This window comes from Thioalkalivibrio thiocyanodenitrificans ARhD 1, from assembly GCF_000378965.1.
GTDB lineage: Bacteria > Pseudomonadota > Gammaproteobacteria > Ectothiorhodospirales > Ectothiorhodospiraceae > Thioalkalivibrio_A > Thioalkalivibrio_A thiocyanodenitrificans.
Genome location: NZ_KB900536.1, coordinates 2035040 through 2049995, shown reverse-complemented (window position 1 = coordinate 2049995; position 14956 = coordinate 2035040). Strand labels below are relative to the sequence as shown.

Sequence of the window (14956 nt, the reverse complement as noted above, 5' to 3'; positions counted from 1 at the left end):
GGAGGTAGGCGGAGGATCGGTACCGGAAGTCCCTTGCCGGCAGCGTGCCGCCCTGGTCGGCGGGGTGAGCGGCGGGCCGGTTTCGTCCCCGCCTGGCGACGGGGCTGACTGCTCCCGAGCGCCCGTGTTCCGGCCATGCAGTGAATTGTGGGCATCGGGGGACAGGGGAAATGTGCGCCCAATCACACCGTCGCCCGCCGTTTACCGGGGAACCGTGTTTCCACCTGCGATGGCACGCGGGAAAGCGGCTCCGCCGCCGCGGGACCCGCGGGGATCATCATCACAACTCACAACTGTTTGCCGACCCATACGACCCCTTCGTCACCCGGCTGCGCACGGCTGCTGAAGCCCAGGTGTTTCATGAGCGTCAGCATGTTGGTGTTGCCGGCGATCACTTCCCCTTCCATCAGGGCGATGCCCTTGCTCTTGGCCACCTGCATCAGCGCCTGCATCAGATGTGAACCGATACCGCGGCGCTGCCACTGATCCGCCACCACCAGCGCGAACTCGCAACTGCGCTGATCCGGGTAGGCCGTGTAGCGGGCGACCGCCACCTGCAGTTCGCTGCCGTCGTGATCGACCACGGCGATCAACGCCATCTCCCGGTCGTAGTCGATCTGCGTGAAGCGCACCAGCATCTGCGGGGTCAGTTCATGGACCGCCTGCATGAAACGAAAGTAGCGGGACTGCTCGGACAGACCGCGCACGAAGGCCTGTTCGATCTGTGCGTCCTCCGGGCGGATCGGCCGGATGGTCAGGGGTGTGCCGTCGGACAGTTGCCATTGACTCACCAGGTAGGCCGGATAGGGGTGGATGGCCATGTGCGCGTAGGGCGCGGCCGAGGCGGACGGGAAGTCGACACCGATTCGGGCATCCACTGCGGCAAGGCCGTGTTCGTCCACGATCAGGGGGTTGATGTCCAGTTCGGTTACATGGGGCAGTTCGCACACCAGTTCCGAGATGCGCAGCAGCACCTGCTCCAGTGCCGCCGCGTCCACGGGCGGCATGTGCCGGAACCGCTCCAGCAGACGCGCCACACGGGTACGGCCGATCATGCCGCGAATGATCGTTTCGTTGAGCGGTGGCAGTGCCACGGCCCGGTCCTGAAGCACCTCCACCGAGGTGCCGCCGGAGCCGAAGCTGATCACCGGGCCGAACACCGGATCGCGCAGCACCCCGACCATCAGTTCCCGCCCGTAATTGCCCCGGTACATGCGCTCCAGGGTCACGCCGTCGATACGGGCGTCCGGCCGGGCCTCCCGCGCCGCCTGTGTCATGTCCGCAAAGTGCTTGCGCACCGCCTCCCCGCCGGTGATGTTGAGACGCACGCCGCCCACATCGGATTTGTGGGTGATGTCCGGGGAGGCGATCTTCATGGCCAGCGGGTAGCCCAGGGTACTGGCGGCCACCAGGGCCTCGCCCGCGGTGTGAGCCTGCAATGTCTGGGTGACGGGGATCCGGAATGCCGACAGGACCGCCTTGGCCTCCAGGCTCCCGAGGATGTGTCGGCCCTCCGACAATGCGCCCTCGATGATCATGCGTGCGCCGTCCACGTCGGCCTCGCTGCGATCGCTCAGGGGACCGGGCACCTGCAGCAGCAGGCGCTGGTTGCGCTGATGGGCGGCCAGAAAGGCGAAGGCTTCCACCGAGGCCTCCGGCGTGGCGAAATGGGGGAGCATGGCCTCGCTGAAGTGTGCCCGTGCCGCGTTCACGTGATGCTCGCCCATCCAGCATGCCAGCAGTGGTTTGCGTACCCCCCGGCTTGCGCCGATCACCACGTCGGCCACGGCGTCCGGGTCGGTCATGGCCTGGGGTGTCAGCATGGTCAGGACACCGTCCACCTGCGGATCCTGCAGGCAGGTGCTGATGGCCGTTTCGTAGCGTGCCGCATCCGCGTCACCCAGCACGTCCACCGGATTGCCGTGGGACCAGTGTCCGGGCAGCGCGGCATCGAGGAGCTTCAGGGTGTCCGGCGACAGTTCCGTGATGGCCACGTCCAGTTCCACGGCCCGGTCAGTGGCCATCACGCCGGGTCCGCCTGCGTTGGTGACAATGGCCAGCCGGTTGCCGCGTACCCGCATGCCCGTGGAGAGCATGCGCGCGGCCGAGAACAGTTGCTGCACGGTGTCGGCGCGCACCGCGCCGGCCCGTTCCAGGGCCGCGTCAAACACGTCGTCGGCCCCCACCAGCGCGCCGGTATGGGACATGGCCGCACGTGAACCTTCCCCGCGGCGGCCTGCCTTGATGACGATCACCGGCTTCATGCGCGCCGCCGTGCGCAGGCCGCTCATGAAGCGCCGGGCATGGCGGATGCCCTCCACGTAGAGCAGGATGCTGCGCGTCTCCGGGTCCAGGGCCAGGTAGTCCAGCACATCACCGAAATCCACGTCCGCGGCGTCCCCGAGCGAGGCCACCAGGGAGAATCCGATGTGCTGGGCTTCCGCCCAGTCGAGGATAGCGGTGCAGATCGCGCCTGACTGGGACACCAGGGCCAAGTGGCCGGGCAGGGCGGTGTTCCGGCTGAACGTGGCGTTGATCCGCTGGCTCGGGCGGATGACGCCCAGGCAGTTGGGACCGATGATGCGCACCCCCGACTCGCGCGCCGCCTCCATCATCGCTTCCTGCAGGCGCACGCCGTCGTCGCCCGCTTCCGCGAAGCCTGCCGACATCACGATCACCCCGAGCACCCCCGCTTCACCGCACTGGCGCACAATCTCGGGTACCGTGGCTGCGGGGGTGGCGATCACCGCCAGTTCGGGAGGTCGGTCGATGCCCTTCACGTCCGGATGGCACTTGTGGCCCATGATCCTGCGATGGCGCGGATTGACCGGATGCAGCGCGCCCTTGTACCCCATGGCGCGCAAGTTCTCCATGACCCGGGCGCCGACAGACTCCGGGCGCTCGCTGGCACCGATGATCGCGATGCCGCGTGCGGACAGGATGCGATGGAGGTAATGGGGGCCCATGGGGGGTTCCGGTACGGCGACAGGTTTCAGTGTTCCACGCCGGCAGGCACGGATCAATGGCGTACCCGGGCACCCAATGTGTAAGCTGGTGGCTTTCGTGAAGGGTCAGGTGTGAGGCGGTAGGCGTTCAGCCCCGCCCCGGACGGTTCCGGAAGCGGTGGCGCAGGGATTGACGCCCGCTTGTGGCCGCGCGGAGACACGGATCCGGATCCTGAACCCGCCGGTGATCGGCTTTTGCTGCGTGGTGTGCCATGGCCCTGTACTTCATCTCCCATCCCGACTGTCTGCAACACCTCACGCCGGCTCATCATCCGGAACGCCCCAAGCGCCTGTCGGCCATCAACGATCAGCTCATTACGTCGGGCGTGGATTCCTGGGTGCATCACCGGGAGGCGCCACGGGCGACACGGGAACAGCTGCTGCGGGTCCATTCGGCGGCCTACCTGGATGAACTGTCGCGTGAAGTGCCGGCCGGAGAGGGGGCCGTGTGCGTGGACGGGGGGGACACCTTCATGTCGGCACACAGCCTGGAGGCGGCAGGCCGCGCCGCCGGTGCCGTGGTGATGGGCGTGGATCTGGTAATGTCCGAGCCGGGCTCGGCCGCCTTCTGTGCAGTACGCCCGCCCGGCCACCATGCCACCCGCGACCGGGCGATGGGTTTTTGCCTGTACAACAATATCGCTGTCGGTGCCGCCCATGGGCTCCACGCCCATGGTCTCGAGCGGGTCGCCATCGTGGATTTCGATGTGCACCACGGGAACGGTACCGATGACATTTTCCTGCATGAGCCGCGCGTAATGTTCTGTTCCACCTTTCAGCATCCCTTCTATCCGCACGAGGGTGCCGAGGCGAGGGATGGCGCACCCCGGGTGAATGTGCCCCTCCCTGCGGGCACTCGCGGCGAGGGGTTCCGGGCAGCGGTGCGCGAGCAGTGGCTGCCGGCGCTTGATGCGTTTCGCCCGCAGCTGCTGCTGATCTCCGCGGGATTTGACGGGCACCTGGAGGACGATATGGCCGGCCTGGGTCTGGTGGAGGCCGACTACGAGTGGGTGACGCGGGAACTCAGGGCGCTCGCCGGGCGCCACGCCGAAGGACGCGTCGTGTCGACCCTGGAGGGAGGCTATGCCCTGTCCGCCCTCGGTCGCAGCGTGGTGGCGCACCTCAAAGCGCTCTTGTGAATTGCGAAGTGTGAATTGGGAAATGCGAAGTAAAGGCCTTTCACTTCCCAATTCCCAATTCACACTTCCCACCTCATGAGGGTTCGTTCCCCGGCTTCCACTTGATGTTGCAGCCGATGCTGGGCTTCTGGTCCTCGGGGATGGGGCTTCCCGCCAGCAGGGCGTCGGCGGCGGCGCGCAGATCCTTGCCGGTGACCGCGAGGTCACTGCCCGGACGCGCCGCGTCGAATTGCCCGCGATAGACCAGCTTTCGGTCGGCGTCGAACATGAAGAAGTCCGGTGTGCAGGCCGCCTGATAGGCCCTGGCCACGGACTGATCCTCGTCGAACAGGTACGGGAAGGTGTAACCGAACCGGCGGGTTTCATCCTTCATGTGCTCCGGGCTGTCCAGCGGAAAATTCTCCACGTCATTTGAATTGATGGCGATCACCGCCAGGCCCTTGTCCGTGTATTCACGCCCGAAGCGGGCGAACTCGTGGCGAATCAACTGAACGAAGGGACAATGATTGCAGATGAAGGCGATCACATAGCCCCTGGCATCAGGGAAGTCGTCCAGGGAGACTGTCTTGCCGGTGCTCGGATCGGGCAGGCGGAAATCGGGGGCCGGCGTGCCCAGTTCCAGCATGACGGAGGGGGTGCGTACCATGGTTCGGCTCCTTGGGAATCCGGATATGCGATTAGGAATCAATCATTATAACAGGACGCCCCACCCCGGCCCGGCCACAATCCTGACAACTGACAACTGACAACTGACAACTGACAACTGACAACTGACAACTGACAACTGACAACTGACAGCATGACTTGACATGTGATGTGGCTGGCCCATGCTGGAGACTGATTCAGTCGGACAAGAGGACATCATGAGCGACCTCCATGAGGATCTGCGCGCACAACTGGAGCAGTTGCGGGAAGATCTCCAGGCCCGTCTCGAGCGGGTGGAGCGCAACGTGCGCCATGAAGGCGAGCCGCTGGACCAGGATTTCGCCGAGCAGGCGGTGCAGCGGGAAAACGAGGAGGTGGTGGACGCTCTGGGCAACGAGGCGCGCCGGGAGTTGGCCCGGGTGCGCGACGCCCTGAAACGCATGGATGAGGGTCGTTTCGGCGTGTGTGAATCCTGCGGGGAGCCCATTGCCCCGGCCAGGCTCAGGGCATTGCCCCATGCCCGCATGTGCGCGGACTGCGCGTCCCGCCACGAGGCGACGCGCGGCTGAAATTTCGGTCAATCCAGCAGTTTCCCCCGGGTTGAAACCGGTCGTTCCGGCGCCAACGTTGAATCAACGGGAAATTCCAGAATGTTGTCCGGGAGGGCCGCATGGCAGGTTGGCTGCAGGGTGAGGTGGTGGAACGCAAGCGCTGGACCGAACGGCTCCACTCCCTGCGGGTGGACGCGCCGGTGGATCCCTTCGAGCCCGGCCAGTTCAATCGCCTGGCGCTGGACATCGACGGAGAACGGGTGGGCCGGCCGTACTCCTACGTCAATCCGCCCTCGCAGACACCGCTGGACTTCTACTTCAACACGGTACCCGACGGCCCCCTGAGCAACCGGCTGGCCGCCCTGGAGCCGGGCGACACCGTCCAGCTCATGTCCAGGCCGCAGGGATTCTTTACCCTCTCGGAGCTGCCGGATGCCGATGTGCTGTGGCTGATCGCGACGGGCACGGCGATTGGTCCGTATCTCTCCATGCTGCGCACCGAGACGCCCTGGAAGCGCTTTGAGCGGGTGGTGCTGGTTCACGCGGTGCGCACCGCGGAGGAACTGACCTATGGGGACGTGATCGAGGGATTCCGCGAACACGGGGCGCAGTTCAGTTTTGTGCCGTTCGTCAGTCGGGAGGCGCATCCGCAGGCCCTGACGGGGCGGGTGCCCGCCGCCATGGAAAGCGGCGCGCTGGAGCGCCGCGTGGATCTCCCGCTGAGCCACGATGCCGCGCAGGTGATGCTGTGCGGCAACCCGGACATGGTGCGCGACGCCACGGAGGTGCTCAAGGCGAAGGGCCTGCGAAAGAACCGCCGCCGCTCCCCGGGGCATATCACGACGGAGCATTATTGGTAGGAGGGCACTAGAGACAAGATACAAGAGGCAAGATACAAGAAGACCGATTTTCTTGCCTCTTGTATCTTGTCTCTAGTGTCCTCCTACATACCTCGAAGACCACGCGTCGATCACGTTCGCCACGTACCGCGCATCGGCGGCGTCCGTGATCAGATGATCCATGCCATCCAGGGACACGAAGCTCTTGGAATGAGGGGCGATGCGAAAGAGATTCGAAGCATGGTCCGCCTCCACCACGGTATCCTCCGGCGCGTGCATGATCAGGAGCGCACAGCGTAGCGTGCGCACCCTGTCATCCAGGGTCGCGGCTTCCATGTCGTTCAGGAACTCCCGCGTGATCCGGTAGGTGCCGGTGCGGCCGATCTCCACCTCCGCCGCGCCATGGTCGCGGATGCGGTCGAGGTGCTGCGAAAAGGCGTGCCGCACGTGGGCGGGTACGCTGGGCGCGGCGATGGTCACCGCGGCACGCACCGACGGGATGTCGCCGGCCGCCGCCAGGGCCGCCGCTCCGCCCAGGCTGTGACCGATCAGCAGCGCGGGCGCGCGGTTCCGTTCATCCAGCCAGTGCGCGGCACTGACGATGTCGGAGACATTTGCGCTGAAGTGACTCTCCTCGAATTTCCCCTCACTGTCTCCCACGCCCGTGAAGTCGAAACGGAGCACACCCCACCCCCGTGCCGACAGTGCGCGGCTGATGTGTACCGCAGCGAGGCTGTCCTTGGAGCAGGTGAAACAATGTGCGTAAATGGCCCAGGCGCGTACCGGTCCCGGGGGCCGTTCCAGGCGGCCCGCCAGCCGTTGTCCCCGGCGGTTCTCGAAGGACACCGATTCGGTGGGCATCAGACCGGTGCGTGCGTGCTCCGGCAGCGGGAACACAGGCCGCGGATCTCGACGATGTGTTCTTCGGCAAGAAACCCCTGGCGTTCCGCCTCGCGGTTCAGGGCGCGTTTCACGCCGTCGTCACCGCATTCGCTCACCCGGCCGCAGCGGCGGCAGATGAGCAGGTGGGACTCGTGTACCTTGTGGGGGCGGTCGCAACCCACGAAGCCATTGAGGCTTTCGATGCGATGGATCAGGCCCTGCTCGAGCAGAAAGTCCAGGGCCCGGTATACGGTGGGCGGCTTGACCGTATGATCCGCGGAACTCAGCCTTCCGATGAGGTCGTAGGCCTTGATCGCCTCGTGACTCTGCCAGATCTGCTCCAGTACACGCCGCCGCAGGGGTGTGAGGCGCACCGAGCGTTCGGCGCAGAGCTGGTCGGCCCGTTCAAGGGCTTCGCTGATGCAACTGGCTTGGTTGTGGTTGGCTGTCATCGGGTTCTTCTCTACCGGGTGCTGGCTGATATGTCAAACTGCCCGTGCCTCGCCCAGGTGCCCGGGCGACGCAGGCGCACCGGTACCCCTGCGCCCGGCAGGCCCTGACCGGATTATACAATAACGCCCATGGGATGGCCGTGCCCGCGGTCCGCGGCCGCGTGTGCGAATATCCCGCCAGTTCGTGCCGGTTATGCTTCCAAAGACTTTTTCTGGTGTCCTTGCGGGTGATTTGTGATGATAGGAGATTCATTTCCAGCAGGACGCATGTGTGGACGAGATCGACACCGACGCCATCCGGTTGCGCCTGGCCGAACTCAGACTGGAGCACCGGGATCTCGACGAGGCCATCGCGCGCATGGCGGAGGGTCCGTTCGTGGATCAGCTTCAGATGGGCCGCCTGAAGAAGCGAAAGCTGCAGATCAAGGACCTGATTGCGCGGCTGGAGAGCCGGCTGATCCCCGATCTGAATGCATGAAGGCGTTGGCTAAAGGGCCAGAAAGCGGCGGGCAATCCGGTCATGATGATCCTGGCCCGTGAACAAGAAAACGGCGGCGCTTTCGCGCCGCCGTTTTTGCTTGCCTTGCTGTCAGGGCAGCGTCAACCCCAGATGTCGGTGGTGATGCTGTCGTACCAGCCGCGGGTGTAGTTGGCCTCCAGCATACGGAAATTGCGGTCCGCGTCGGCGGGACTGACCCCGCCTGCGCCTTCCACGCCCTTGATGGAACCGTCATCGAAGCGGTACACCGCCGCCACGCTGATGCCCCAGTCCGGGGTGACCAGGCTGTAGCAGGTATTCACCATCGACGGTGCCACCGGGTCGCGGCCCTTGAGGGTGTTGACGATGGCCGCCGCCACCAGCTTGCCCTGGCTGTTGGCCGAGTGCCCGGACTTGGGCATGGCACCGGCGATGCTGGCGTCGCCGATCACATGGATGCCCGGATGGATGGAGGACTCAAAGGTCACCTGGTTGACCGGGCACCAGCCCGAATCGTTGGTGAGTCCCGCATCGTGGGCGATCTGCCCGGCCTTCTGGGGTGGGATGTAATTGAGCACGTCCGCGTTGAAGCGGTTCAGCCCGCCGTCGGAGACGGCAATCTTCTGGGTCGGGTTGATGGACTGCACCATACCCCCGTCGTTCGCCGAGACCCATTCGATCATGTCTCCGTAGTTTTCTCTCCAGCCTGCCATGAACAGGCCCTGTTTGGAGAAGCGCTCCTTGACGTCCAGGATCAGCACCTTGGAGCGCGGTTTGTGGGTCTTGAAGTAATGGGCCACCATGCTTGCCCGTTCGTAGGGCCCGGGCGGGCAGCGGAACGGGTTGGGCGGCGGCACCATCACGAACACGCCCCCGTCGGGCATGGCCTCCAGCTGTCGGCGCAGGAGCGCCGTCTGGGGCCCGGCCTTCCAGGCATGGGGGATCTGCTCCACCGTGTTGGCACTCGTGCCGTGGGCCGCGGCTTCCCAGTCGAAGTCGATACCGGGGGATACCACCAGCCGGTCATAGTCGAGGGTTTGCCCGCCTGCCAGCGTGACCTTGCGTGCACCGGCGTCGATGCCGGTCACCGTGTCCTGGATCACGTTGACGCCGTGGATATCGCGAAGCGTCCCGTAGGTCTGGACGATGTCGTCCATCCGCCGGACACCGCCGAGCACCCAGTTGCTTCCATAGCAGGTGTGATAGGTGGCGTTGGGTTCCACCAGCGTGACGCGGAGATCCGGATCGAAGCGCCGCAGGTACTTGGCGGCCGTGGCGCCGCCGGAACCGCCGCCCACCACCACCACGTGTGCACCCCTGGTGCGTTCGCCGGGCATCTGGGCGCAGGCCGCCAGCGCAGAGGCCGCACCGCCGATGCCGAGGGCCTTGAGGAAATGTCTGCGTGAAATCGTCATGGTCGTGGCCCCCTCAGCGTCGCGCATCGAAATAATCGGCGAGGAGCTGGATTTCCTCGTCCGTGTAGCCGGTGGCGTGCCGGTTCATGACCGTGGCGGCCCGGGTACCGTCCCGGAAGGCGCGCATGTTCTGGATCATGAGGTCGCGGGGAAAGCCGCGGTTCAGCGACGGGATCGTGGCGTCCGGGCCCGTGCCGACAGAGCCGTGGCAGGCCAGGCAGGTTTGTGCCATGAGCTCCGCGCGGGTGACTTCCGCCAGAGCGCTCTGGGAAACCATCAGCCCCCCGAGTGTGGCCGTCAGGGCAACGGCCGCCAGTTGTGTGTATTTCATGGTGTGCAAGCTCCTCCGAGAACAGTCGCTCGTGATCTGTTGTTTTTACGTTGGTGGTTGTTGCTTTGATCGGCGGGTGCGGAAGGGTCCCGCCTGTGGTTATGGATACCCGGTGCTCACCGGTCCGGGTCCTTGCCGGCGCACGGTTCCCCATTCCGACCGGGATCCCGTGCTCCTCAGGCATTCAGGAATTAAAGACTGTCGCATTCTTGTATAGCACAGCGCTCCGTTCGTTGCCAAAGGCCGAGGATGGTCATCAGGCTTTTGGGGAGAAGCCTGCACTGCCCCGGGCAGGTGCCTTGGCCGCGCCGTGCTTCCGGGGTTCGAACGGTAGCCACGGCCGCCCGCGTCAGGCGACGACCTCCCGGTCCACCAGGTCCCGGTAGGCGTGCCACGTGGCATGGCCCAGCAGGGGCAGGATCACGATCAGGCCCAGCATGAAGGTGGCGAACCCAAGGCCGATCAGCGTGACCAGCATCAGCGCCCAGAGGAGCATCGGGGCGGGGTTATGCTGAACGACTCTTACGCTGGTGACCACGCAGGTGATCACGTCCTGCCGGCGTTCCTTCATCATGGGCAGGGTAACGACGCCGGTGATGAACACCACCAGGGCCGCCAGCCCGCCGCTGACGCTGAATACCAGGAAGAAGCCGAAGCCCTGCTCGGTGGTGAACAGGGCCAGCCAGCTCTCCTGCAGCTTGTCCGGGACCGCCTGGAAGAACAGGGCGATCATAAGGCTCGTGAAACGAATCCAGGCGATCATGATCAGACCCAGGAACACCGTGTACAGGGAGATCCCCAGGGGATTCCGGCGCCAGGACGTGAGGGTGTCCCTCAGGGTGACCGGTTCCCCGCGCTCCTGGCGTCGGCTGATCTCGTAGAGCCCCAGGGCGGAGAGCGGGCCCACCAGCAGGAAGCCGGCCAGGAACATGAGTACCAGCCAGGGCTCGTTCCATGCGCCGAGCATCAGGGCATAGCCCACCAGGGTGAAGAAGAGGCCATACCCGAGACTCAGCACCGGTGTGCGCTTGATGTCTTTCCAACCCCGTGCCAGCCACTGGTAGGGCCGGTCCGGCTCCACCCGGTACAGGGTGGGTATATGAAGGTTGGGTGAGGTATTGAAGACCTTGTCCATGAATGCCTCCTCGATGCGGGTGTGCTGCCGATATCCTCTCATTTATCTCGCGGGTCTGCCGAGGAATTGCCGGGCAATCTCAGTCGACCCGCATGTGCTTGATCAGCGTTTTCCGGAGTGTATAGTTCCCAGTTTCCCACAGCACCATTGTTCATGGGGCGGGAGCCGGCAGGAGGTGCGTCTGGCCAAGTCGAGGCACATCGATGGTTTTGCCCTGGAGCCGGGCCGGCGCCTGCTGGGCAAGTACGTCGTCATGGACTACCTGGGCGCCGGCTGGGAAGGGGAGGTCTACCGGGTGCGCGAGCTGGCCACCGGCATCGAGCGCACCGCCAAGTTCTTCTTTCCCCGGCGCAACCCCCGGGACCGGGCGGCAATCTTCTACGCCCGCAAGCTGCACAAGCTGCGCCAGTGCCCCATCGTGATCCAGTACTTCACCCAGGAGCGGGTGATCCTCGAGGGTATGCCTGTCACGTTCCTGGTGTCGGAGTTCGTGGAAGGCGAGCTGCTCTCGGCGTTCATCCGCCGCCAGAAGGGGCGCAGACTCTCCCCGTTCCCGGCACTGCACCTGCTGCACGCCCTGGCCCGGGGTATCGAGTGCATTCACCAGATGGGCGATTATCACGGTGACCTGCATACCGACAACGTGATCGTGAGCCGCTACGGGCTGGGTTTCGAGTTGCGCCTGCTGGACCTGTTTCACTGGGGCCGCCCGCGTGCCGAGAACATCCACGACGATGTGGTCAACCTCATTCACATCTTCCATGAATCCCTGGGCGGCGCTGCCCGCTACGCCAGGCTGCCCCCGGAAGTGAAGGCCATCTGCTGCGGGCTGAAGCGCACGCTGATCCTCAGGAAATTCCGTACGGCGGGGCAGCTGAAGGAATACCTGGAGACGATGGAATGGGGTTGAAGTGCGAAGTGCGAAGTGCGAAGTGCGAAGTGGGAAATGTAGGGCGAAGTGTGAGGTGTGAAGCGTGAATCGGGAGGTACGAAAGAGCGGGGCCGGTTCCCGCTTCCCAATTCTCCCTTCCCACTTCTTAAGTTTTTGTCCGGCTCAGCAGATCGATGCCGTCGGCCGCGGTTTCACGGACCACCGGGTCCGGATCGTCGGCGCAGCGCCGCAGGGTGTCCAGGGCCTCGGCGCCGCCGGTCAGCGTGAGTGCGTGACAGGCGTCGGCGCGCACGCGGGGGTCGGCATGTCCGGTCAGCGGCATGAACCAGGTGGCCTGCCCCGTGAGCAGGCCCTCGTCCTGCAGCTCTTCCAGGGTCGCCATCACGCCGATGCGCACGCTCAGTTCGCTATCGCTGTCGCCGATAAGGTCCGCGAGGCGTGCGATGAGGCCCGGTTCCCGCCTGACGCGCCCGGCCACCTGGGCTCGCCGCCCGGTGGCCAGAAGATCCGCCAGGTACTCGGTCATGCCCTCATCGCGCCCGGCCAGCGCCGACCAGTGCCGGAGCTCCTCCGGGCTGTGCAGGCCGGCAAGCTCGAACGGGCCGATCCGCGTCCACGGCACGGAACGCACATTCAGTTCACGGGCCGCCTCGGGTTCGACCGCGATGTTCACCACTTCCACGCGTCCCAGCGTCCCCTCCTTGACCAGGGCCGCCAGCCCGTCGAGTACGGTGGCGCAGTGCGGGCATCCGGGCGCCACCAGCAGCAGGGCATGCGGGGGTGGCCGGGCGGCGTTATGGGGTTGGGGCATGGGTCGCTCCGAGGGGTTTTGAAGGGAGCTATCATGCCACGGTACGGGTGACAGGATCCGGGCGTCGACCTCACCGCCTGCCCGGAATCGGCGGGCGGAAGCCGGGCAGCGCTGCCCGGCCTCCCCGTTGACCCCTACCAGCTGCTGTACGGCAGGAACTTGCCGTTGAGGGTCACCTTGACCCGGTCGCCTTTCGGATCCTGCACCCGGTCGATGTGCATGCTGAAGTCGATGGCGCTCATGATGCCGTCGCCGAACTTCTCGTTGATCAGCTCCTTTATGGTGCCTCCGTACACGCCGACGATCTCGTAGAGGCGGTAGATGAGGGGATCCGTGGGCACGGCCTTGTCCCAGGACTTGTGCGGGAAGGCCTGGAGCGCCTTGGACACCGATGCGTCCAGCCCCAGATAGCTGCACAGGCCGTCGGCGGCTTCCTTGTTGAGATGGTTCATCCCCAGGCAGGCGGAGGTGACGTAGACGGGGGCCAGCCCCGCCGCCTCGGCAATGCCCTCCCAGGTGGCCCCTTTAGCATCCCGTGCTTCGAGGATGGCCCGGGTCATGTCGGTCTTGCTCATCATGGTTTTGCTGCTCCTGTGTTGTGTTGTGAATGGGTGCCGTTCAGGCGGGTGAGGGAACCGCACGGGACCCGCCGGGCCCGGTTTCACGCCATCGGGCTGCGGGGTTGACGTCTCTGGGGGATGCCGCCTCGTCCGGTGCCGAGGCGGGCGCATCGGCCCCCTGCAACTCCCGGCTGCGGTTCACCAGGAAATCCACCAGGTGGTTGCGGATGGGGTAATAGGCCGGGTGCTGATGCAGCACCGCGCGGTCCCGTGGCCGGTCGATGTCCACGCGCACGGACTCGGCGATGCGCGCGTCCGGGCCGTTGGTCATGAGCAGGATGCGGTCGGACAGCAGGATGGCCTCGTCCACGTCGTGGGTGATCATGAAGACGGTCTGATGGGTGCGGCTCCAGATATCGAGAAGCGCTTCCTGGATCAGGCCGCGGGTCAGGGCGTCAAGCGCGCCGAAGGGCTCGTCCATGAGCAGCAGCTTGGGTTCAATGGCAAAGGCCCGGGCGATGCCCACCCGCTGGCACATGCCGCCGGAGAGCTGCGAGGGTTTTTTGTCCTCGGCGCCCTTGAGCCCCACCATCTCCAGGTAGCGCTGGCTGTGCTCAAGAACCCTGGCGCGGGGCCATTTCGGCCAGCGGGCGCGCACCGCCATAGCGACGTTGCCGAAGGCCGACAGCCAGGGCAGCAGGCTGTGGTTCTGAAAGATCACGCCGCGATCCAGGCTTGGCCCGGCCACCTCCCTGCCGTCCATGATTACGCTGCCCGAACTGGCCGCGTCCAGCCCGGCCAGCACGTTGAGGATGGTCGACTTGCCGCAACCGGAATGCCCGATGATGCAAATGAATTCCCCCTTCTCCATGCGGAAGCTCACCTGGTCGAACACGGTGACTTCCTCCCCTGCGCCGGGTTGCGGGAAGCGTTTGGCCAGGGATTCGATCTGCAGAAATTGCCTGTTCATGGGGACTCCTTGAGTCAGTCCTGGTAACGTACGAGGCGGCTTGCCTGGGCGAGGATGCCGTCGAGCACCATGCCCACCAGACCGATCATGATGATGGCGAACACCACGCTGGCAAGGTCCAGGTTGTTCCATTCGTTCCACACGTAGTAGCCGATGCCGGTGCCGCCCACGAGCATCTCGGCGGCGACGATCACCAGCCAGGAAATGCCGATGGCGATGCGCATGCCGGTGAGGATGGTGGGGGCGGCAGCGGGCAGGATGACGGTGAACGCGGTGCGGAGCCGCGACATTTCCAGTGTGCGCGCCACGTTGAGCCAGTCGCGCTTGACGCTCGCCACGCCAAAGGCGGTGTTGATCAGCATCGGCCAGATGGAGCAGATGAAGATCACGAAGATGGCGGACAGGCCCGAGTCCTTGATCACGAACAGTGCAAGCGGCATCCACGCCAGCGGCGAGATGGGCTTGAGGATCTGGATATAGGGATCGAGCGCCCGATTGAGCAGCGGCGACATGCCGATCACGAAGCCCAGCGGTATCGCCAGCATCGCCGCCAGAAGGTAGCCCGCCATCACGCGCGCCACGGAGTAGCCCAGTTGCAGGCCGATCCCCTTGTCGTTGGGACCGGCGTCATAGAACGGGCGGCTCAATTCGTCCATGGCGTGGGCGAGGATCACCGAGGGCGGCGGCACGCCCGCCCGGGAGGCCGCCGCGCCCATCATCTGCTCGTACTCGCTGAGTTCGCCGGACCCGGCCGGCGGAGCGCTGATGGACAGCTCCCAGGCGCCGAGCGCCAGCACCAGCAGGACGACCGACAGCAGCGTTGCGCGCAGGGTCTGGTTGTGCAGCATGAT

The 14956-nt window shown here is 65.4% G+C and carries 16 protein-coding genes; 5 read left to right on the top strand and 11 right to left on the bottom strand.

From position 1 onward, the window contains the following. Nucleotides 1-287 precede the first annotated feature (287 nt). Entirely contained in the window at nucleotides 288-2966 is a 2679-nt protein-coding gene (locus THITHI_RS0109700) for a bifunctional acetate--CoA ligase family protein/GNAT family N-acetyltransferase (protein WP_018232895.1), read from the bottom strand. Between the two features lie 251 nt (nucleotides 2967-3217). Between THITHI_RS0109700 and THITHI_RS0109695 the strand changes: the two genes are divergently transcribed. Then, nucleotides 3218-4144, top strand: a complete 927-nt coding sequence (locus THITHI_RS0109695) for a histone deacetylase family protein (protein WP_018232894.1) — start codon at nucleotides 3218-3220, stop codon at nucleotides 4142-4144. A gap of 73 nt (nucleotides 4145-4217) precedes the next feature. Here THITHI_RS0109695 and THITHI_RS0109690 read toward each other — a convergent pair whose 3' ends face one another. After that, nucleotides 4218-4790 (bottom strand): thioredoxin family protein, encoded by a 573-nt coding sequence (locus tag THITHI_RS0109690; protein ID WP_018232893.1) that lies wholly within the window; start codon nucleotides 4788-4790, stop codon nucleotides 4218-4220. Between the two features lie 217 nt (nucleotides 4791-5007). Between THITHI_RS0109690 and THITHI_RS18810 the strand changes: the two genes are divergently transcribed. Further along, a complete protein-coding gene (locus THITHI_RS18810; protein WP_033337159.1) occupies nucleotides 5008-5358 on the top strand; it encodes a TraR/DksA family transcriptional regulator in 351 nt (116 codons plus the stop codon). Between the two features lie 101 nt (nucleotides 5359-5459). Next, on the top strand, nucleotides 5460-6200 hold the full coding sequence (locus tag THITHI_RS0109680) for a ferredoxin--NADP reductase (protein ID WP_018232891.1): 741 nt from the start codon (nucleotides 5460-5462) through the stop codon (nucleotides 6198-6200). Nucleotides 6201-6272: 72 nt separating this feature from the next. Here the strand turns inward: THITHI_RS0109680 and THITHI_RS0109675 are convergent, their stop codons facing one another. Further along, nucleotides 6273-7040, bottom strand: coding sequence for an alpha/beta hydrolase family protein (locus tag THITHI_RS0109675; RefSeq protein ID WP_018232890.1), 768 nt, complete (start codon nucleotides 7038-7040; stop codon nucleotides 6273-6275). Next, nucleotides 7040-7513: a Fur family transcriptional regulator gene (locus tag THITHI_RS0109670; protein WP_018232889.1), complete on the bottom strand. Its 474-nt coding sequence runs from the start codon at nucleotides 7511-7513 to the stop codon at nucleotides 7040-7042. The genes THITHI_RS0109675 and THITHI_RS0109670 overlap by 1 nt, the downstream gene beginning before the upstream one ends. Before the next feature lie 271 nt (nucleotides 7514-7784). Between THITHI_RS0109670 and THITHI_RS0109665 the strand changes: the two genes are divergently transcribed. Continuing rightward, nucleotides 7785-7991, top strand: a complete 207-nt coding sequence (locus THITHI_RS0109665) for a YdcH family protein (RefSeq protein ID WP_018232888.1) — start codon at nucleotides 7785-7787, stop codon at nucleotides 7989-7991. Nucleotides 7992-8113: 122 nt separating this feature from the next. Here THITHI_RS0109665 and THITHI_RS0109660 read toward each other — a convergent pair whose 3' ends face one another. From THITHI_RS0109660 to THITHI_RS0109650, 3 genes are all read right to left on the bottom strand, one after another. Next, nucleotides 8114-9406, bottom strand: a complete 1293-nt coding sequence (locus tag THITHI_RS0109660; protein WP_026186229.1) for an NAD(P)/FAD-dependent oxidoreductase — start codon at nucleotides 9404-9406, stop codon at nucleotides 8114-8116. A gap of 13 nt (nucleotides 9407-9419) precedes the next feature. After that, nucleotides 9420-9737, bottom strand: a complete 318-nt coding sequence (locus THITHI_RS0109655; RefSeq protein WP_018232886.1) for a c-type cytochrome — start codon at nucleotides 9735-9737, stop codon at nucleotides 9420-9422. 349 nt (nucleotides 9738-10086) lie between these two features. Next, nucleotides 10087-10914, bottom strand: a complete 828-nt coding sequence (locus tag THITHI_RS0109650; RefSeq protein ID WP_018232885.1) for a DUF2189 domain-containing protein — start codon at nucleotides 10912-10914, stop codon at nucleotides 10087-10089. Nucleotides 10915-11047: 133 nt separating this feature from the next. On the opposite strand from THITHI_RS0109650, the gene THITHI_RS0109645 reads away from it, so the two are divergent. After that, entirely contained in the window at nucleotides 11048-11782 is a 735-nt protein-coding gene (locus tag THITHI_RS0109645; RefSeq protein ID WP_018232884.1) for a protein kinase domain-containing protein, read from the top strand. A 127-nt stretch (nucleotides 11783-11909) separates the two neighbouring features. Here the strand turns inward: THITHI_RS0109645 and THITHI_RS0109640 are convergent, their stop codons facing one another. From THITHI_RS0109640 to ntrB, 4 genes are all read right to left on the bottom strand, one after another. Next, nucleotides 11910-12575, bottom strand: coding sequence for a HEAT repeat domain-containing protein (locus THITHI_RS0109640; RefSeq protein WP_018232883.1), 666 nt, complete (start codon nucleotides 12573-12575; stop codon nucleotides 11910-11912). Between the two features lie 134 nt (nucleotides 12576-12709). Then, entirely contained in the window at nucleotides 12710-13153 is a 444-nt protein-coding gene (gene cynS, locus THITHI_RS0109635; RefSeq protein ID WP_018232882.1) for a cyanase, read from the bottom strand. Nucleotides 13154-13193: 40 nt separating this feature from the next. Then, nucleotides 13194-14105 carry an ABC transporter ATP-binding protein gene (locus tag THITHI_RS0109630; RefSeq protein ID WP_018232881.1) on the bottom strand — a complete coding sequence of 304 codons (912 nt, stop codon included), beginning with the start codon at nucleotides 14103-14105 and terminating at the stop codon, nucleotides 13194-13196. Between the two features lie 14 nt (nucleotides 14106-14119). Beyond that, nucleotides 14120-14953: a nitrate ABC transporter permease gene (gene ntrB / locus THITHI_RS0109625; protein WP_018232880.1), complete on the bottom strand. Its 834-nt coding sequence runs from the start codon at nucleotides 14951-14953 to the stop codon at nucleotides 14120-14122. Between the last annotated feature and the right edge of the window lie 3 nt (nucleotides 14954-14956).